Source organism: Paraburkholderia sp. EG287B, from assembly GCF_040965595.1.
In the GTDB taxonomy this organism is placed as follows: Bacteria; Pseudomonadota; Gammaproteobacteria; order Burkholderiales; family Burkholderiaceae; genus Paraburkholderia.
The window spans coordinates 140,478-158,978 of record NZ_JBFRCG010000006.1 but is presented as its reverse complement, the minus strand read 5'-3'; the positions used below and the strand labels follow the sequence as shown (position 1 = coordinate 158,978).

The 18,501-nt window shown below is 64.6% G+C and carries 20 protein-coding genes and 1 pseudogene; 7 read left to right on the top strand and 14 right to left on the bottom strand.

The window, feature by feature from the left end; genetic code table 11:
- Position 1: 1 nt before the first annotated feature.
- From AB4Y40_RS12215 to AB4Y40_RS12180, 8 genes are all read right to left on the bottom strand, one after another.
- On the bottom strand, positions 2-1,309 hold the full coding sequence (locus AB4Y40_RS12215; RefSeq protein ID WP_368687885.1) for a chloride channel protein: 1,308 nt from the start codon (positions 1,307-1,309) through the stop codon (positions 2-4).
- Positions 1,310-1,399: 90 nt separating this feature from the next.
- On the bottom strand, positions 1,400-1,819 hold the full coding sequence (locus AB4Y40_RS12210; RefSeq protein ID WP_368687884.1) for a MarR family winged helix-turn-helix transcriptional regulator: 420 nt from the start codon (positions 1,817-1,819) through the stop codon (positions 1,400-1,402).
- 124 nt (positions 1,820-1,943) lie between these two features.
- Positions 1,944-2,102 carry an Lrp/AsnC ligand binding domain-containing protein gene (locus AB4Y40_RS12205; RefSeq protein ID WP_368687883.1) on the bottom strand — a complete coding sequence of 53 codons (159 nt, stop codon included), beginning with the start codon at positions 2,100-2,102 and terminating at the stop codon, positions 1,944-1,946.
- 84 nt (positions 2,103-2,186) lie between these two features.
- Entirely contained in the window at positions 2,187-2,615 is a 429-nt protein-coding gene (locus AB4Y40_RS12200; protein WP_368687882.1) for a hypothetical protein, read from the bottom strand.
- A 68-nt stretch (positions 2,616-2,683) separates the two neighbouring features.
- On the bottom strand, positions 2,684-4,042 hold the full coding sequence (locus tag AB4Y40_RS12195) for an epoxide hydrolase family protein (protein ID WP_368687881.1): 1,359 nt from the start codon (positions 4,040-4,042) through the stop codon (positions 2,684-2,686).
- A gap of 153 nt (positions 4,043-4,195) precedes the next feature.
- Positions 4,196-5,131 (bottom strand): NAD(P)H-binding protein, encoded by a 936-nt coding sequence (locus AB4Y40_RS12190; protein ID WP_368687880.1) that lies wholly within the window; start codon positions 5,129-5,131, stop codon positions 4,196-4,198.
- Positions 5,132-5,213: 82 nt separating this feature from the next.
- Positions 5,214-6,206: a carbon-nitrogen hydrolase family protein gene (locus tag AB4Y40_RS12185; protein WP_368687879.1), complete on the bottom strand. Its 993-nt coding sequence runs from the start codon at positions 6,204-6,206 to the stop codon at positions 5,214-5,216.
- Positions 6,207-6,255: 49 nt separating this feature from the next.
- Positions 6,256-6,732, bottom strand: coding sequence for a MarR family winged helix-turn-helix transcriptional regulator (locus tag AB4Y40_RS12180; protein ID WP_368687878.1), 477 nt, complete (start codon positions 6,730-6,732; stop codon positions 6,256-6,258).
- A gap of 454 nt (positions 6,733-7,186) precedes the next feature.
- Between AB4Y40_RS12180 and AB4Y40_RS12175 the strand changes: the two genes are divergently transcribed.
- A complete protein-coding gene (locus tag AB4Y40_RS12175) occupies positions 7,187-7,510 on the top strand; it encodes a DUF4148 domain-containing protein (RefSeq protein WP_368687877.1) in 324 nt (107 codons plus the stop codon).
- Between the two features lie 75 nt (positions 7,511-7,585).
- On the opposite strand, the gene AB4Y40_RS12170 is transcribed toward AB4Y40_RS12175, so the two are convergent.
- Positions 7,586-8,119 (bottom strand): 4-oxalocrotonate tautomerase family protein, encoded by a 534-nt coding sequence (locus AB4Y40_RS12170; RefSeq protein WP_368687876.1) that lies wholly within the window; start codon positions 8,117-8,119, stop codon positions 7,586-7,588.
- A 106-nt stretch (positions 8,120-8,225) separates the two neighbouring features.
- Between AB4Y40_RS12170 and AB4Y40_RS12165 the strand changes: the two genes are divergently transcribed.
- Complete coding sequence (locus tag AB4Y40_RS12165; RefSeq protein WP_368687875.1) at positions 8,226-9,215, top strand: GlxA family transcriptional regulator; 990 nt, start codon at positions 8,226-8,228, stop codon at positions 9,213-9,215.
- A 33-nt stretch (positions 9,216-9,248) separates the two neighbouring features.
- Here AB4Y40_RS12165 and AB4Y40_RS12160 read toward each other — a convergent pair.
- Both AB4Y40_RS12160 and AB4Y40_RS12155 read right to left on the bottom strand, forming a co-directional pair.
- Positions 9,249-9,371 (bottom strand): annotated as a pseudogene (locus AB4Y40_RS12160) (branched-chain amino acid ABC transporter substrate-binding protein); the annotation flags it as partial.
- Positions 9,372-9,653: 282 nt separating this feature from the next.
- A complete protein-coding gene (locus AB4Y40_RS12155; protein WP_342921661.1) occupies positions 9,654-9,869 on the bottom strand; it encodes a hypothetical protein in 216 nt (71 codons plus the stop codon).
- A gap of 267 nt (positions 9,870-10,136) precedes the next feature.
- On the opposite strand from AB4Y40_RS12155, the gene AB4Y40_RS12150 reads away from it, so the two are divergent.
- On the top strand, positions 10,137-10,400 hold the full coding sequence (locus tag AB4Y40_RS12150) for a hypothetical protein (RefSeq protein WP_368687874.1): 264 nt from the start codon (positions 10,137-10,139) through the stop codon (positions 10,398-10,400).
- 42 nt (positions 10,401-10,442) lie between these two features.
- Here the strand turns inward: AB4Y40_RS12150 and AB4Y40_RS12145 are convergent, their stop codons facing one another.
- Positions 10,443-10,721, bottom strand: coding sequence for a hypothetical protein (locus tag AB4Y40_RS12145; protein ID WP_368687873.1), 279 nt, complete (start codon positions 10,719-10,721; stop codon positions 10,443-10,445).
- 539 nt (positions 10,722-11,260) lie between these two features.
- On the opposite strand from AB4Y40_RS12145, the gene AB4Y40_RS12140 reads away from it, so the two are divergent.
- The 4 genes from AB4Y40_RS12140 to AB4Y40_RS12125 all read left to right on the top strand — a co-directional run bounded on the left by AB4Y40_RS12140 (position 11,261) and on the right by AB4Y40_RS12125 (position 16,723).
- Positions 11,261-12,895: an L-lactate permease gene (locus AB4Y40_RS12140; RefSeq protein WP_368687872.1), complete on the top strand. Its 1,635-nt coding sequence runs from the start codon at positions 11,261-11,263 to the stop codon at positions 12,893-12,895.
- Between the two features lie 10 nt (positions 12,896-12,905).
- Positions 12,906-13,124 (top strand): EmrB/QacA subfamily drug resistance transporter, encoded by a 219-nt coding sequence (locus AB4Y40_RS12135; RefSeq protein ID WP_069262417.1) that lies wholly within the window; start codon positions 12,906-12,908, stop codon positions 13,122-13,124.
- Between the two features lie 69 nt (positions 13,125-13,193).
- Positions 13,194-14,855, top strand: coding sequence for a gamma-glutamyltransferase (gene ggt / locus AB4Y40_RS12130; protein WP_368687871.1), 1,662 nt, complete (start codon positions 13,194-13,196; stop codon positions 14,853-14,855).
- Positions 14,856-14,914: 59 nt separating this feature from the next.
- Positions 14,915-16,723 carry an SLC13 family permease gene (locus tag AB4Y40_RS12125; RefSeq protein ID WP_368687870.1) on the top strand — a complete coding sequence of 603 codons (1,809 nt, stop codon included), beginning with the start codon at positions 14,915-14,917 and terminating at the stop codon, positions 16,721-16,723.
- Between the two features lie 18 nt (positions 16,724-16,741).
- Here AB4Y40_RS12125 and AB4Y40_RS12120 read toward each other — a convergent pair whose 3' ends face one another.
- A complete protein-coding gene (locus tag AB4Y40_RS12120) occupies positions 16,742-17,389 on the bottom strand; it encodes a transcriptional regulator (RefSeq protein ID WP_368687869.1) in 648 nt (215 codons plus the stop codon).
- Between the two features lie 104 nt (positions 17,390-17,493).
- Positions 17,494-18,462 (bottom strand): ornithine cyclodeaminase family protein, encoded by a 969-nt coding sequence (locus AB4Y40_RS12115; protein WP_368688086.1) that lies wholly within the window; start codon positions 18,460-18,462, stop codon positions 17,494-17,496.
- Between the last annotated feature and the right edge of the window lie 39 nt (positions 18,463-18,501).

The following is an 18,501-nucleotide window of genomic DNA, read 5'->3' as shown; positions in this document are numbered from 1 at the left end:
GTCAATGCTTCAGATAGCGATGCGCCAGGGCTTCGTACAGCGGCGGCGCGAACAGCCTGGAAACCTGGCTCGACACGAGCGCCGTCGCCATCAACGAGATCACGAGCGCATGCCCGTCGATCATTTCGATGACGATGACGAATGCCGTAATCGGGCTCTGCGTGACGGCGGCCAGATAACCGACCATGCCGAGCGCGATCAGCATCGGCAACTGCATCTGCCCGAACACCATGTGCAGGGCATTGCCGATGCCGGCGCCGATCGCCAGCGACGGCGCAAAGAGGCCGCCCGGCGTGCCCGGCAGATACGAGCCCACCATCGAGGCCATTTTCAGCACGGGATACGCGACGCCGAGCTGCGAATGACCCTCGAGCATGCCGCGCGCTTCCGCATAGCCGCTGCCGAACAGGTGGCCGCCGGTCGCCACGCCGATCACGGCGATGAACAAACCGCACAGCGCGCCGAACGCTACGGGGCTGTCCTTTCGGAGAGTGAACAAGCGTGAGGGCATCCATCGTTCGGTATTGAGCAGCAGCCAGCAGAACACGCCGCCCGCTACGCCCGTGATCACGCCAACGAGAATGACGGCGACCGCGAGCAGATCGGGAAAATGGCCGCCGATGGCGATCGTCCCGAAATACACATAGTTGCCTTGCAGCGCGAGTGAGACGACGCCCGCAAAGATGATGGCCGTGATGATGACGCCGCTGGTTTTCGCTTCGAAGCTGCGCGTGAGTTCTTCGATGGCGAAGACCACGCCTGCGAGCGGCGCGTTGAACGCGGCAGAAAGGCCGGCGGCAGCGCCCGCGAGCGCGAGCTTGTATTCGAGGCCGACGCCGTACATGCTGCGCAGCCGCGCGGGATAGAAGCGCCGGAGGCTGTACATCAGCGCGGCGCCCACGTGGATGGTCGGCCCTTCGCGGCCAATCGTGAATCCGCCGAGGATCGCGAGGAACGACAGGGCGATCTTGCCGATCAGGATGCGCAGCGTGAGCAGGCGCGGGCCGAGTCCGCGCACGTCGTGCAGCGTCGCGATGACCTGTGGGATGCCGCTGCCCTCGGAACCCGGAAACCAGCGTCGCGTGGTCCAGACGCTGAACGCGGCGATCGCCGGCGTGATGGCAAGGGGTAACCACCAGTAGTGGGCGGTCACCTGTACGAAGAGGTCGAAACCGAAGTCGATGAGCCGCGCGTACAGGACCGCGATGAGCCCGGTCGCGATGGCGCCGACCCAGAACACGCCGAAATAGCGCCAGCGCCGATGGCTTCGCACAAGCGTGCGCCGATCAAGAATGTTCGTAAATCGCATGGGTAGCCGGAGAAAATGGCATTTAAGGCACATTGTGACATAAATTGCCTTTTCATCCGCCACAGTCCAACAGGCCCGCTCCGGGAAGGGCTAGCTCCCGGCCTCGTCGAACACCCAGCCGAACGCGCCATAGACCGCCTTGTGCTCGGCCGCGAGTTCGAGCAGGAACATCTCGCCTTTGGCTGTGAGATGGACCTGCACCTGGCGACGGTCGGCGGGATCGGGCTTGCGCGCCACGAGTCCGGCCGACTCGCAGCGCGAGACGAGCGCCGCCGTGCCGTTCGGCGCCGCCTGCAAGCGCTCCGCGAGTTCGCCGACGGTCGCCCAGTTGCGGTCGGGAAAGCCACATACGTGCAGCAGCAACTGGTACTGGAGCGTCGTGATGCCCGCGGCGTTGGCGATCTCTTCGGAAGCCCGCAGAAACTTGCGCAGGTCATAGCGGAACGCCGACATCGCTTCGAGTTCGCGCTTGCCTGGCAGCGCGCGTCTGGTTGATTTGCCTGAATTCATGTGCGGTTCCTGATGCGTCGCCGGTCGTGCGGAGTGCCTCGCCGGGCGAACGGGTGGCGGCGGACCGGCCGTCGGGGAGGTTACCACGCACGTGCTTCCAGCCATCGGGCGCGCACGGTGGCGGTCATTCTGTTGATGATTTCCAGTTCGTGCGTATCACGTGTCTTGTCGTACTCAATAGATCCCGCGTGACGACATGCAGCATGTAGTCGGGTTCGCCGAACAGACGCTCCGCGCGCGTGATCTCGGGAATGTCGATGAGCGCGTCCTCGAACGATTGCACGTTCTCACCCTATCGTGACGACGTGTCTCCGGACGCTTTGCGCATCCGCTCGATCAACGCGATCACCTCCGGCTGCCCCGTGACCTACGTCGTCTTCAATGCCGCCGCTTCCGGTCCACTCAGATAGTGGTCGCGGAATCGTTCGTCTACTCGCTCCCACATCAGGGCCGAAAACAACAGCGCTGCCTTGAGCGGCCGATGGTTGATGACGACCGAGTCCGTTTCGCCGTTCTCGTTTAAATGCGCGACGACCACGGTTTCGATGGGTTGTCCCTGGATCTGCGACCGGTAGGACTCCAGGTAGAGGCTGTTGCCGATTTTGCCCTTGTAACTGTGATGCTGGAACGCATAGAGAGAAACGGCATGCCTGATCACGGCAAGGATATCCGCGCGGCCCTCTATCGGACGCTTCAGGACGGTCGCTTCCAGCGTGGCATTTTCTGCCAGTTTCGCCAGCCAGAGCGGCGGCGTGTTTTCGGGCGCCAAGACAGGCGCAGTGTCGTTGAATTTCATGTCGGTTGTTCCTTCGGTTTCAGGTCGGCGCCGGGAGTCGCGTCCCGGCGCCATACAGACGGCTCGCGCTATGACTGGCGCAGCGGCCGCAGGCCCGCTCGCACCTCTTGTGCGAACAGTTGCGGCTGTTCCCACGCCGCAAAGTGGCCGCCCTTGTCGGGCCGGTTGTAGTAGATGAGGTCGTGATAGGCGCGCTCGGTCCAGCTGCGCGGCGCCTGATAGTTCTCGCGTGGGAAGACGCTCACCGCGGCCGGCACCGATACGTCGGCGGCGGCCAGGAAATTGAAGTGCGACTCCCAGTAGAAGCGAGCGGCCGAGATGCCCGTGTTCGTCAGCCAGTAGAGCGTGATGTCGTCGAGGACGTCGTCGCGCGTCATCGCGCCCGCCGATTCTCCGTTGACGTCGCGCCCGTACACGGCCGAGGTGAGCGCTGCAGCCGGCTGGATATAGCCGTCGCCGTGATCGAGCAGCCAGCTGGCCAGCGCGATCGGCGAATCCGAGAGCCCATAGAGCGTTTGCGGGCGCGTGCCCTGTTCGAGCGCGTAGGCGCGCCGCGATTTGGCTGCGCTCGCGAGCTGCTCGTAGGCGTGCTTTTCGTCGTCGCTGAGACTGGCTGGCGGGGGCGAGCCGGCTTGCAGCGCCTTGGCGATTTCGGGCGGAATCGTCGCCGGGAAATTCACGTGAATGCCGAGCAGTTCCGGCGGCGCTTGCTTCGCCATCACGTTGGCGACGATGCCGCCCAGATCGCCGCCTTGCGCCGCGAACTTCTCGTAGCCAAGGCGCTTCATCAGCACGACCCACGCACGCGCGGTCCGCTCGGGACCCCACCCGACCTCGGTCGGCCTGGCCGAGAAGCCGTAGCCCGGCAGCGACGGAATCACCAGATGAAAGGCGTCGGAGGCGCTCGCGCCGTAAGCCGTGGGATTGGTCAGCGGGTCGATGATCCTGAACTGTTCGATGACCGAGCCCGGCCAGCCGTGCGTGACGATGAGCGGCATCGCATTCTCGTGCTTCGAGCGCACATGAATGAAATGAATATCGAGTCCGTCGATTTCGGTCATGTAATTCGGCAGTGCGTTCAGTTTCGCCTCGCAGCGGCGCCAGTCATAGTCGGTCGACCAGTGGCGTGCGACCTCCTGCATCATCGCGAGCGGCACGCCTTGCGAATCGTCGTTCACTGTTTCCTTGTCGGGCCAGCGCGTGGCCTTGATGCGGCGTCGCAGATCGACGAGCTGCGCTTCGGGCACATGCACGCGCAGCGGGCGAATCGCGGTCTTGTCGCCGTTCGGTGCGGACTTGACTTCGGTGATGCCCTGCAGGGTTTGCGAGAACGCCAGCTGGCTCAGCGAGGCTGCCGCCACGGCGGCCGCGGTCGCGCCCATGAAGCGGCGGCGCGACGGCGACGGGATGAGAGAATCGTCAGACATAGGTACTCCGTTTTTCTGGTATCGGAGGCAGAGCGCACATGGATGCTTCGCAATACCAGGCGTAGTTGTGCTGGCGTGCGCATGTGCTGCAGTTTTGCATCGCTCGCCAACGGAATTCGCGCCGGATGTCCCGGCACGCAAACGTGCGTCGCATCAGGCCGATGCCGCGCCGCTCGCAAATGCCGCAGCATGGCGCGTCACGAACTCGCGCATGCCGATCGGCGCCTGACCCGTGAGCTTGCGCAGGTCGTCGGTCATGCGGTCGTAGCGGCCTTGCGCATGCAGTTCGGCCATGACCGCGAGATGCTTGACGACGTGCGCGGTAATCCCGAGTTCGCCCAGCTTCGCAGCCCATGCCTCGACGGGCACGTCGCGGTAGCGGATCGTGCGGCCCAGCACCTCGGAGAAGAGGCGCGCATAGTGCTCCATATCGCAGGATTCGAGGCCCGTGAGGTGGTAGACCTGGCCGATATGCGGCGCCGGATTGTCGAGGATCTCCGCGACGGCACGCGCGACGTCGAGCGACGAGATCGGCGAGGTCCGGCCTTTGCCGAGCGGCAGCACGAGTTCGTCGTGCTTGCGCACGCCCTCTGCCGCAAGAAGCAGGAAGAAGCTCTCCAGAAACACCGTGGGCCGCACGGTGACGACGGGCAGGCCCGACCAGGCGAGCGCCTGCTCGGCGAGCCAGTGCTGCTTTTGCTGCACGCTGTCGGTGGTTTCGGTGATGCTCATCTGCGAGACGGTCATCTGCGACATGTTCACGAACGCTTCGACACCGTGATGGCGCGCAACGGCTGCGGTATTGATCGTCGCTTCGAGATACGCGGGCGACACCGACATGCCGAAGTAGAGGCGCGAGACGCCTTCCATGGCGCGGTGCATCGAATCGAGATCGGTCAGATCGCCGAGCACGACCTGTGCGCCGAGGCGGCGCAGTTCGTCGGCGCGCGCGTCCTCGCGGCGCACTAGCGCGCGCACGCGATGGCCCTTCGCAAGCAGGTTTTCGGTGATGCTGCGGCCGACGGCGCCAATTGCGCCTGCCGCACCCGTGACGAGAATCGGACGGTCATGCTGGGTTTGAGTGGTCATTTCGCTTACCTGTTTCGTAACACTAAAGAGTGTATATACACATTTAAAGAGAGGCAGTAGCCAGAGCGGATGCAGTGCGCCCTCAGGCAACGATCGTACGTGGTTCCTCGCTGTCGTTTCCGGTCGCCGCAGCGGCGTGCTGCACACGTTCGTGAACGTTCGCCGTCGGCGTGCGGTCGATCTGCAGGCTGAGCAGTTCCGGACGGTTGTAGTGGCCGGCCGCGTCCATCAGCATCTTGCGACGGTCGATCAGCGAGAAGTCGAGGTCGGCGATGACTTCGCCTTCGCCCTCGCGCAGCGGTTCGCCGATCAGCGAGCCGTCCGGCGCGACGATCGTGGTGAAGCAGCCGCCCGAGATCGGCCCGATCGCGCAGCCAGTGTCCTTCATGATCTGCGCCTGCTGGTCGGCATCGAGCCACGCCGTCGCATTTACGACGAAGGCGCCGGATTCCAGCGCGTGCTGGCGGATATTGATTTCCATGCGTTGCGCGAAGCCTTCGCCGAAGGCCGAGCCCGGATACATGGCCGAATGGATCTGCTCGCCGTCGGCGATCATCGCGTAGCGCGCGAGCGGGTTGTTGTGCTCGAAGCAGGCGAGCTGGCCAATGCGGCCCACCTTGCTGTCCACGGCGCGCAGGCCCGAGCCGTCGCCCTGGCCCCAGATCATGCGCTCGAAATGGGTGGGCGTGATCTTGCGGCGGCGCTGGATCAGCGTGCCGTCGGCGTCGAACAGCAGTTGCGTGTTGTAGATGGTGCCGCCGTCGCGCTCGTTCACGCCGATGGAGACCACCATGCCCGCCTGCCGTGCGGCCTCGCCGATCGCATCGGTGGCGGGCGAGGGCACCGTCACGGACTGTTCGAGCAGGCGCAGATGCTCGGTGCCCGCGAGCAACTGCATGGGCGTTTGCACCGCGGAAAAGTATGGGTAATACGGCACCACGGTCTCGGGGAACGTGGCGAACTGCACGCCCTTGCGGCCGAGTTCGAGAATCTTCTGCACGACCTTGGCAACCGTTGCCTCGCGGCTGTAGAGCACGGGGCTGATCTGGACGGCGGCGGCTTTGACGACTTTCATTGCAGGCTCCTGATGGTGTTGCATATGCAACATTGACGACGAAAAAAATTCAGACAGTGGCTGACGACAGATCCGCCGCGATGTTCATGAGCGCGCTCGCGCCCTCCAGGCCGAGCACGCCGGCGGCGCGCTGTTGCGCGGTGGACCACGCCGGCCCGGCGGTCCGAAGCAGCGCGCGGCCCGCTTGCGTGACCGAGAGCGCACGGCTGCGGCCGTCGCCGCCAGGCTCGCCATCGGCGACCCAGCCATGGGCGATGAGCGGCTGCAGGTTGCGCGTGAGCGTCGTGCGGTCGTGATGATTCTTGCGCCCGAGCGCGGCGCGGCTCAAGGGGCCGTACTCCGCGACGAGCACGAGCAGCGAAAGCTGCGATGAGCTGATGCCGAGCGGGCGCAGCGCCTCGTCGTAAAGGCCGGTCAGCACGCGCGCGATCTGCCGGGTGCGCGTCAGCAGGCAGTGGCGGGCGATCTGCGCGCTCACGCTGGCCGATGCTTCGGTGCTGCGCGGAACGGTTTCGATACAGGACATGCTTCGCGACTCCAGGGTTCGTGCGGGGCGGTTGGCCCGGTTGACGTATTGAAGCGTGCCGATGTATCCCGCACGTGTCGGGCGGCCCGCCTTTGTGTATGTGCCTGTTTCCACGCGGCGGCCAGATACATGGGGATACAAAACCCGTGCGGGGTCGCCAGGAACGGCGCGCCGCACGCACTAGCCCGGCATCCGCAACATTCAGACGATTGAGACAGGCGCGCCGACCCGAACGGCACGCAGCGATCTTGCGGACTTTGTATCGTGGTGTATCCATCGCGCCAAAGGACAAGGAGGCTTGCAAAAGCCGGGGTTCACGGAAACAAGCCGGATACGTTGAGGGTTTCAAATACGTCCATGCCAGTCGGCGGTGTCGCAAAGCAGACGTCGAGGCGACTGGATGCACGTGCCACGCAACCGTGGTCTGACCCAATACTGCTTACAGGTGGATCCCATGAAACTCATCAAGTCGCTGGTCGTTGCCGCTATCGTCGCCGTTCCGGTTGTTTCCTTCGCGCAATCCAGCGAGCCGCTCACGCGTGCACAGGTTCGCGCGGAGCTCGTCCAGCTGGAGAAGGCCGGCTACAACCCTACCGCCGACTATGCGAACTATCCGCAGGAAATTCAGGCGGCCGAGGCGCGCGTGAGCGCGCAGAACGGCGCGGTGGCTTCGGGGTTCGGCGGCGTGGCGGACGGCTCGTCGGCGGCAGGCGCCGGTGCGGCGACAGTTTCGTCCCGGCAGGATACGCCCGGGCTCGGTCCGGTCTACGCGCATTAACGATGCTTGTCGGGCGCGCGGCCCTGCGGGCCGTCGCAATCGAGAGGCTCTTCGTTTGCGAAGGGCCTTTCGCCGTTACTCGTCAGTGTGCCCCGTGGATGCCGCGTCGAGCGCTGCCGCGAGCGTGGTACGCGCTTTTTCGCGGCGTCGGCGCGCGAGTCGCGCCGCGCCCACGTCGCGTTCGGCCTCGCCTTCGAGCAGGGCGTGAATATCGGGCAACGTCCAGATGCTACCGCGGCTGCCCCACGTGCCGTCCGGAATCTCGGTCGGGAAAACCCACACGCGCGGCGCCACGTCTTCGAGGGGACGGTTCTCGGCGCGGGCCACGGCTTCGGTCACGGCCCTGACGAGCGCTTTGCGGGAAGCATCGGTGTACTGACCTTCCGGTGCCGAAGGAACGATGCGGTAGCGCGGCAGCGGCGAGGGCTCCCCGGCGACATAGACGGCGGCCGGCCGGTGCAGATAGAGCACGGTCACGCCCTGCGCGATGCGGTTGCCGGGATCGTAGCCTTCCGCGTGGATCAGAATGTTGGTGAGTTCCTTGACGAGCCCGGCTTCGGCTTCGGGTGTCAGGGCGTCTTCGGGCCACAGTGCGTCGATCATGGGCATGGCGCTACTCCGTCGATCAGGTGTTGGGATGGGACGATCATGCGGCTTTACCGGCTAGCGAGGAAGTGGCAAGATCGCCATTATTGAAGGCATATCGGACACGCCAATGATCACGATCCGCATCTGGGTTTACGACGGCATTCTGGCCTCCGGCGTGGCCGGCCCCATCGACGTTTTCAACGCCGCCAATCAACTGGGGGCACGCGGAGGCCATGGCGCGTGGCGTTTCGCATGGCGCGTCGAATCCCTCGACGGGCAGCCGGTGAGGGCGGCGTCGGGCCAGACCATTGCGGTGGACGGCAAGATCGACGGACGCAAAGGCGCGCACGCCATCCTGCTCACGGCGCCGTTCTTCGCCGACATGGACGAGTTCATTGGCCACCGCGAGCGGATCGACAAGCTCTCGAGGGCGCTGCGCTGCCAGCACAAGGCCGGCGCCGTGCTGGCGGCCTACTGCACAGGCAACTATCTGCTTGCCGAGGCGGGCCTGCTGGACGGGCGGGTCGCCACCACGCACTGGGCGAAGGCGGCCGACTTCGCGCGACGTTATCCGGCCGTCGAGCTGCGGGCACGCGAGGTCCTGACCGGGCAGGACCGCATCATTTCCAGCGGCGCGGTCACGTCGTATCTCAACCTCGCGATACGGCTCGTGGAAGTACTCGCCGACGAGAAGCTTGCCGCCGTGACGGCGAGATCCTTGCTGATCGACGCCAATCGGATTGATCAGGCGTCCTATGCGACGCTGGTCGACGAGCACGGTCACACGGATCCCCTCATCGCCCGGGCGCAGCAGCGCATGGAAGCGACGATTGCCGAGGGGTTCCGGTTGAGCGAGCTTGCCACGTGGCTCGCCGTGAGCGAACGGACGCTGAACCGCCGCTTCAAGCAGGCCACGGGCCTCGCGCCACTCGAATATCTGCAGAATCTTCGCATCGAAGTGGCGAAACAGTTGCTGGAATCCCGGCCCATCGCGCTCGAAAACCTCAGCGACCGCGTCGGTTACGCCGATCCGGGTTCGTTTCGCGTGCTGTTCAAGCGTAAAACGGGTCTCTCGCCGCGCGAGTATCAGTTGCGTTTCTCGCGTGCGTCCCGCTAAAAGCATCGCGCCGGGCCGCGATGCGGTCGTGGCTCAGTGCTGGACACCGAGGCTTTCGCGTTTGCCGTCGTTGAACGTGTAGAGGGTCAGCGTTGCATTCTGCAGATCGCCCTTCGAATCGAAACGCGTCTCGCCGATCACGCCCTTGTAGTCCGTCATGACACCAGCCCGAAGAGTTGGACCGCCACAGCGAGATGACGTGAACTCTCCGCCGCACTCTCGAGGAATAGACGCAGTTCTGTGGCGTCCCGAAAACTGCGTCGTTTCTCGAGAAATCGGGTTCTTCCCGTGTGCGGCATGCCAGCGACCATCACCATTCAGGAACATTTGGATTCGCCCCCGGTATAACGACACGGCCGGGATTTCCTTTAGCCTGGCGTGGCCCCATCTCGGGCAGGCCGCGGAGCGGCAAATGCGCGGAGCAGCCGATGGGACCGCCTAGCCAAAGCGGGCATCCAGCCATTGCCTTGCCCAGTTCTCCGCAAAGGCAATGGCATCCTCGCGCGCGTCGAATCCCGCGAGATCGCCGCTGGAGTGGACTTCGCACTCGCTTCCATCGATACGGCTGGTGCTGATGCGCGCGTGCGCCATGTATTCCCCATCCGCCCGACGTGGCGTGGGATCGATATGAAACCGGTCTGGATCTGAACGCATAGTTCGCTCCCTGAATCCCAGTGAAGAGTCCGCAAGCTGTCTTCGGCCGGCGGCATTCGTGGTCTGCGATGGAGGGGAGCGGCGCGATCCCTGAGAAGTGGCAGGAGGAGCGGCGGGATCGGTCGCAGTCGACGGAAGTTTTCATACTACGCCCCGGCCTTCATTTGTACAGCGATAGTTTCTCGTGCGAGGCATATACTGGGGTGGTCGCGGTGCCAGCCTTGCCATTCGTTGCGGCCGATTGCGGCGAATCCGGAGAGGGGCATCATGAACGACCCATCAGCCGAGGAGCTCGAGCTTCATACCGCAGACCTTCACCTCGCGGAAGCTCGCCACAGGCTGGCGGTGCTCACGGCATGCGTCCAGCGTCAGCGGGATCACGGCACCGCCAGCGTGGCAGGAGAAGATTTGCTTTGTGTCATGCACGACATCATGCAGACCATGACGCTGCACCGCGATCTGCTCAGACGCGAGGTCGCGCAACAGCGCAGCCTTTCATGCGGAGGGCGCGGACGGTGGCCGGCGGCCTAAACGGCCATTCCTGCGTCAGTGCCGCCAGGCTCCGGACATGAGTCAGGAGTCAGCGAAGTGCCCAAACTGGGCAAGCAGCAACTCGATGCGAAGGAGCGCGCAAAATGGCCGCTCCAGCACGACCAGCGATCGGGCGATGTTGCAGGCGCTTTGAACGCGTAGGTCGTCAGGCAGTTGCGCCTCGACGAAGTTGATGAATTTCGACAGATCGGACCGTACGCGTGTCTTTTCGCCGGACCAGAGATCGACCACCTGCATTCGAAGGACCGCAAGCCTCAGCAGGTAGTCACTGCCTTCCAACGCATTGACTTTATCGTCCATCGCCGCCGTATCCGTGGAACCGACGAGCTCGATGCCGCAACTCGTCACGATTCAGCATACGCCCGTGGCGAGCCGGCAGTCACCAACATAGGCGTGTCCGAAAGCGGTGCTTTTCGGCGCGGCGTGCGTCAGCTATTTCGCCGGCGCGGGAAATAATCCGGGCGTTTACACTTGATCCCCAATTCGCATGCGGGGTTGATGCGCCACGCAACGGTCGATCGCATTAGCAAACCTGGTAGTGGCGCGTGAACGGCATCCCAATGTGTGGGATGTCCCGCCTGCGGAAATGCCGATGTTTCATTGCGGGCGCAATCATTGTCTTTTTTCGAAAGTCGGTAATCGGTTGAGAACGACGTTAAATAACGAAATAATTTTCAAGGAAAAGATAAGCCACTCAAATCGGAAAAATGTTGCACAACGAAATAAGTCACTGGATTTTTATCTTGCGGCTTAAACAAAAGCGACTATCATCAGTTAAATCGATTTCCAGGCCAAATCTCCCAACGTCAGCGGAGACTTTGTCGGTATGAGGGAAGGAGATGGCTGAGACATCAATTCCGGTCGACCTGATTCACTGGATTCTGGCAACACTTTCCATCGTCGCGCTGCTTGTCTTTCTCGTGCCGCTGCGCTGGCGCGCGCCCGAGGCGGGTCCGGGTGCAATGTTCGTGGCGGGTTTGATCGCCTTTTTCGCATTCCGCACCCCACTTGGGACATTGACCGTCGCAAGCGCGAAGGGCGTATGGGACGCCATATTCATCCTGTATGTCATGTGGCCGGCATTGCTGCTCTACCAGATCACCAAACAGGCCGGCGGATACGACGCCCTTCGTCAAGGGATTTCCCGCTTTAGCCGAAATGAATTGTTCGTCATTCTCGGACTCGGCTGGGTATTTTCATCGTTTCTTCAAGGCATCGCCGGGTTCGGCGCGCCGATTGCCGTTGTGGCTCCGCTGCTGCTCGCAATCGGCGTGAGACCCGTTTACGCCGCCGCCATTTCGATCATTGCGCATGCATGGGCCCGGTTCTTCGGCACGCTTGGTGTCGGCTGGCTGGCGACCTTGCAGGTGGCGGATGTGCAGGACGTGACGCGGGCCGCGTTCGAATCGTCGCTGCTCCTGCTGATTCCCACCTACTTTGGCGGGTTGCTGATCGTGTGGCTGTACGGACGCTGGGCCGCGGTGCGTCATGCCTGGCCGCTCGTCCTGATTCTTGGCACCATACTCGGCTTCGGCCAGCTGATTTTTGCGTTCCTGAGTCCGGAGCTCTCCACGTTTCTCGCAGCGGCCATTGCGATGATCGCGCTGTACCCGCTCTCGCGCTGGCGCCGTTTCAGCGAGCCGGTTCCACAAGCCGACGTGCCGCTGCGGCCCGCAATGGACGAAACGGCGGTCCGCACCCAGGCGGATGCGAGCGAGCCGGTGATGAGCATCGGCATGGCCTTTCTGCCGTATGTCGTGCTCACGGTCGTCACGCTGGGAATTTTGCTCATCGATCCGCTGAACAACGCCTTGCGGCAATTCCGTATCGGTCTGCCGTTCCCCGAAGTGACCACGGGCTTCGGCGTGACGAACGCGGCGGTCGTGCGTTATGCGCCGTTCGCGCCGTTCACCCATCCGGGCACCATGCTGCTGATATCGGCCATCATCGTGTGGATCGTGTATCGCGCGAATGGCTACTACGGGGCGTGGCAGTCGCGTCATGGCAAGGAGAACCTCGGGCGCTCGCTCATTGTGGATGGCGTGCCCGCGTCGCTGCCCGTCATCGCGTTCCTCGTGACGAGCCGGGTTCTCGATCACAGCGGCCAGACCATGGTGCTCGCGCACGGTATTGCCGACGCGTCGCCGCCGCTCGTCTACGCGGGCATTGCCAGTGTGATTGGCGCGCTAGGCGCGTTCATGACGTCGAGCAGCACCGCATCGAACGTCCTGTTCGGCGGCTTGCAGAGCGACGTGGCGCATTTGCATTCGCTGCCTGTGGAGGCGATCGTGGCGGCGCAGGCCGCAGGCAGCGCCTACGGGAATGCGATCGGCCCCGCGAATATCGTGCTGGGCACCAGCATCACCGGTATCAAGGGGCAGGAAGGCGCGGTCATGAAACTCGCCATCCCGTGGACGATCATCGTGGCGATCCTCACGGGGATAGGCACGATTGTTCTCGTCATGCTCGCGTGAGGTCATCGGCATGGACAAGCTCGTGGCAGAAACGGTGGCGCTGATCCTGATGTTCCTGGCCTTTCCACTCACCAGCAGGGGCGCGACCACCGGTAACACGCTGCTGCTGAGCCTCGGCCTGCTATGCGTGATTGCCGGCGGCGCGTTGCCTATCATCACGCGCTTCATGGACCACTCCAAAGACAAGGTCAGGGACGCGGGCGTCGAGTTCGACGATCGGGCCTCCTGATTGATTCGTCGGTTTCGCGCGTTCAAGCGTGTCGCTTTGCCGGATCAACATCACGGGAGCGCATTCATCATGAGTCATCCAAACGGCCCTCGCACCGGTCGGCCGCCCACCCGCGCACCGCAAGGGATGGTGTCGACCCCTCACTATCTCGCCAGCCAGGCCGGCCTAACCATGCTTCAACGCGGCGGCACGGCAGTCGATGCCGCGATTGCCGCGAATGCCGTGCTGTGCGTCGCCTACCCGCACATGGCGGGACTGGGCGGCGACGGATTCTGGCTGATCGCCGACGGCAAGAGCGAGCAGGTCTACGCCATCAATGCGAGCGGACCCGCTGCGCAGCAAGCCACACTGGCGCGCTATCGAGGCAGCGCCGGCGCCGACGAAATCGCGGCGCGCGGGCCACAGGCCGTGCTCACCGTGCCGGGCGCGATCGATGGCTGGCGGCTCGCCCACGAGCGCTTTGGGCGGCTGACGTGGGCGGAGCTGTTTGCGCCGGCGATCGGCTACGCGCGCGACGGTGTGCCGGTGAGCCGCTCGCTCGCGGACTGGACGGTGCAGGACGTGCCGATCCTCACCAAATATCCCGAAACCGCGGCGATCTTCCTGCCGGGCGGCCGCGTGCCGGCGGACGGCGAGCGCCTCGTGCAGGGTGCGCTCGCACGCTCGTTGCAGCACCTCGCCGATCACGGCGCACGGGCGGGATTTTACGAAGGCGATCTCGCCGCACGGATCTGCGGCGCGATCGGTCAGGCGGGCTCGCCGCTGCAGGCGGACGACTTCGCCGCGTACCACGCGCAATGGGTGACGCCGATCAGCACGACGTACCGGGGCAACACGGTGTATGAACTGCCGCCGAACACGCAGGGCTTCACGCCGCTGCAAATCCTGAACCTGATCGAGGGCTACGACGTCACCGCGTGGGGCGATGGGACGGCGGACTACTATCACCACCTCGCCGAGGCGGTGAAGATCGCGTTTGCCGACCGCGAAGAGTGGCTGACCGACCCGAGCTTCGTCGCGATACCGGTGGACGAACTCATCTCCAAGGCGTACTGCGACGAGCGCCGCAAGCTGCTGGACCCCGAGCGTGCGCTGGACATCGCAACGGTGCCCGCGGGCATTGCGTATCAGCATCCGCACGAGCGCCGCGCGCCGGACGGCGACACCTGCTACTTTTGCGCCTCCGACAAGGACGGCATGGTCGTGTCGCTGATCCAGTCGATTTATCACGACTTCGGCAGCGCGGTGATGGGTGGCGACACCGGCATCATCATGCAGAATCGCGGCGCGTTCTTCTCGCTGGACGAGCATCATCCGAACAGCCTGCAGCCGGGCAAGCGAACGTTCCATACCTTGATCCCGGCGCTGATGTCGCGCGACGGCAAGCCTTGCCTCGCGTTCGGTTCGATGGGTGGGGAAGGGCAGCCGCAGACGCAGGCGGCGCTCGTCACGCGGATCGTGGACTTCGGCTACGACGTGCAGCAGGCCATCGAAGCGCCGCGCTGGCTGATGGGCCGCACCTGGGGCACCAAATCGCGCAACATGTCGCTCGAGGGACGCATCTCCGACGAAGTCGTGCGCGAACTGAAACGCCGGGGTCAGCCCGTGCAGATGGTCACGCACTGGAACGACAACATGGGACATGCGCACGCGATCCGGGTCGATCGCGAACAGGGCTTTTATGAAGGCGGCGCCGATCCGCGTGGAGACGGCGCGGCGCTGGGCTACTAGCTTTCGCGGCTGCTGACGGCGGACTAGTGCACTGTGAAGTCGCACGAAGGGTCGAACACATGAACCCGATGATCGTTACCTCGCTCATCCTCGCTGTAACGATGGTGCTGTTCATCTGGAACAAGCTGCCGGCAGCGGTGGTCGCCGTCATGTCGCTGCTCGCGCTCTACCTCACCGGCGTGCTGACGATGCACGAGGCGTTGGGCGGATTCGGCGATCCGCTCATCGTCTTCATCGCCGCGCTGCTCGGCGTGGGGATCGGCCTCGAGACGACCGGCGTGGGCACGTGGGCGGGCCAGTGGCTGATTCGTCATGCCGGCCAGAGCCAGAAACGGCTCATCGCTTCGCTGCTGATCCTGTCCGCGATCTCGACGGCGCTGATCGGCATGAACGGCGCCGTCGTCGCGATGTTGCCGATCGCGGTCATCGTCTGCGTGCGCACGCGGCTCGAGCCTTCCCAACTGATGATGCCGGTGTCGATTGCATGCCTGACCGGCGCCAAGCTCACACTGCTAGGCAGTCCTGTGAATGTCATCGCGGCGAGCGCGGCCGATGCGGCAGGCGGCGCGCCGATCCGCTTCTTCGAATGGTCGATTGTCGGCCTGCCGCTTTTCGCGGGCAGCCTCGTCATCATTCTGGTGCTGGGGCCCCTCCTGCTGCCCAAGCGCAGTTCGGGATCGCTGCCAGCCGATTTCAGTCAGCATGCGCATACGCTCGTCGAACAGTACCGCATGGCCGACGACGTGTGCCGGCTGCGCGTGCGTGCCGGCTCGCCGTTCATCGGCAAGACGGCGGCCGACATCGATCTGTCGCAATACCCGGGCCTCAGCGTCCTCGGGCTCATGGACGAAGAGGATGCGGAGCTGGGTGGGCAAGCCGCGCTCGAGGGACAGCACCTTCTGGTGCGCGGCGACGCGCAGGTTGTCTCGCGGCTGGCCAACGACCTGCACCTCGCCATTCGCGAGCCGTACGCGGAATCGCAGGCCGTGACCAACGCGCTGTTCAACCGCTCGTCCGGCCTTGCCGAAGTGGTGATTCCGCAGCGCTCCGCGTTGATTGGTCAAGCCGTGTTTCCGGGCATGGCGACGCACGAAGGCGACCTGATCGTCCTCGCCGTCCAGCGGGGTGGCGAAGACGTACCGGGACCCTCCACGCATCTGCTCGCCGGCGACCATCTGCTGTTCCGGGGTACCTGGGAGGCGCTGGACAAGCACTTCTCCGACCCGCAGATCCTCATGGTCGATGCGCCGCAAGCCGTCCGGCGCCAGACTGTCGCGCTCAGTCGCGGCGCTCGCGAGGCGCTCATCATCCTCGCCGTGCTGGTCGTGCTGCTTGCGACCAACGTCGTGCCGGCCGCCGTGGCCACGCTGATCTGCGTGACGGCGATGGTGCTGACACGCGTGATCAAGCTGAGCCAGCTGTATTCGATCGACTGGAACACCTGCGTGCTGGTCGGTGCGCTGATCCCGCTCGCCACGGCGATGTCGAAGACCGGGCTCGCGTATCTGCTCGGCGACTACGTGATCCAGATCGTCGGCTCCGGCGGCCCGCGCGCCGTGATGGCGGGGCTCTTCGTCGTCGCGGCTGTGCTGACCCAGGTCATCTCCAACAACTCTTCCGCGCTCGTGACCGTGCCGATTGCGGTTGCCACGGCGCGGGAACTCGGGGTGTCCGCGACGCCGTTCCTGATCGCGGTCGCACTGGGCGCGGGCGCAGCCCACCTCACGCCAATGAGCACGCCGGTGAACATCGTCACGTACGGGCCGGGCGCCTACGGGTTCGGCGACTACTGGAAGATCGGCGTGCTGATCGTGTCGTGGTCGATGGCGGTGGTCGTGTTCATTGCGCCGTTGTACTGGCGCTTCTAGTCAGTCATCGCTTGCGCGCTATTCGGCGTCCGCCTTCATTTCGCGCAGATGCTTGTAGACCGTCGCGCGCCCCATGCCCAGCACCTTCGCCACATAGTTGGCGGAACTCTTGCCCTTGAACGCGCCTTCGGCGTACAGCGCCTCGACCAGTTCGCGCCGGTGCTCGCGCGTGAGCGAGTTGAGCGCGACCTGCCGCTCGCGCAGCCAGCCGTGCAGGAAGGTGTTGATGCGCTCCTGCCAGTCGTCCTTGAAGAGTTCCTCGGGCTGTGCGATCACGCCTGCGCCGCGCAGGAAGAGGTTGAGCGTGGCCTGCATGTCGTCGAACGCGGCGATGTTGAAGTTGATGCACATCACACCCGCCGCGTGCCCTTCGTCGTCGAACAGCGCCGTGCTCACGCAACGCATGCGCCGGCCGTCCCAGTTCACCTTCTCGTAGGGGCCGAGCAGCTTGTTGCGCGTGGTTTCCTCGACGTCTTCGAGCGCGGCGTCGTCGCCGACCTCGCGCTTCGAGAGGTTGTTCGAGAGATACGCCACGGTCTGGTCCGAGAGGTCGTGAATCACGACCTCCGCGAACGGAAAGAACAGCGTGGTGATGCTGTCCGCCACGTGCGCGTAGCGCGCGAGCAGCAGGTCGCGCGCGGACTTCGGGCTGGCGGTTTTCTTCACGCGGGTTTTCTCGTCTTCTCGTTTCGGCATCGGACTGGGACCGGGTGGCGGCAGAAAGGACATCGATGATACTGCGTCCAGTCGGCGCCGCGTATCAACGGGCATCAACGTGCGCTTTGCAGATGCTTATACAGCGCGTTCGCGACGGCCATGTCTTCGAGGCCAAGACCGATCGAGCGGAAGAAGGCATGGCGCGCGTAAGCCGGGCGCGGGCACGCGTCGTTGGCGAGTTCCGCGAGATCGCCCGCGATCGCATCGGGCGACCAGCCGTGCTCGCGCGCGGCCAGCACCATTTCGCCCGCGCTTTGCGGCGTGGTGTGGCGATAGTCGCAGTACACATCGAGCGAGGGCAGCGCGGCCGGATCGATTTCATGCGCGTTCGCGACGTTCGTGCTGATCGAGGTGATGAGCGCGGGTTTCGTGAGCGTGTCCAGCGCGAGCACGGGCTTGCCCGACGAGGTGCACAGCATCACCACGTCGGCGTCTTGCACGCAGGCTTCGACCGTCTGCGCCACGCTTGCCCGTGCGTCCAGGGCGTGCAGTTCAGACTGACGCTGTGCGTCGCCCGCGAGCTTCGGCGAAAACACGCGAATGCTCTCCCACGCGCGAAGCGGCGCAACGTGACGAAGATGCGCCAGCGCGACCGCGCCCGAGCCGATCACGGCCAGGCGTTTCGCCTCGCGCGGCGCAAGCTGGTCGACGGCGAGCGCCGTGGTGCCCGCGGTGCGCTCGGTGGTGAGCAGCGCCGAGTCGCACCACATGAGCGGCTGCCCCGTTTTCATCGACATCAGCGCGGTCCATGCGGTGATGATGGGCGGCTGGCCTTCGGCGCCGACGATATACGGCGAGAGTTTCGCGCCGAACACGCCCGCTTCGGCGAGCACGCCGAGATAGGTGATGAAGTCGCCTGCCTGCTTCGGGAACAGCGTGAGGGTTTGCGGCGGCTGCACGGCGTCGCCGCGGCCGAGCGAGGCGAACAGGCGGCCCAGTTCGCCCCGTACGTCGAGGCTGGGCAGGGCGGCGCGCACCTGGGCGGCGTCGACGACGAGCGGCGCGGCGATGGCTTGGGACATCTCGTTCATGTTGGGGCTCCGGAGTCGCGATGTAGACAT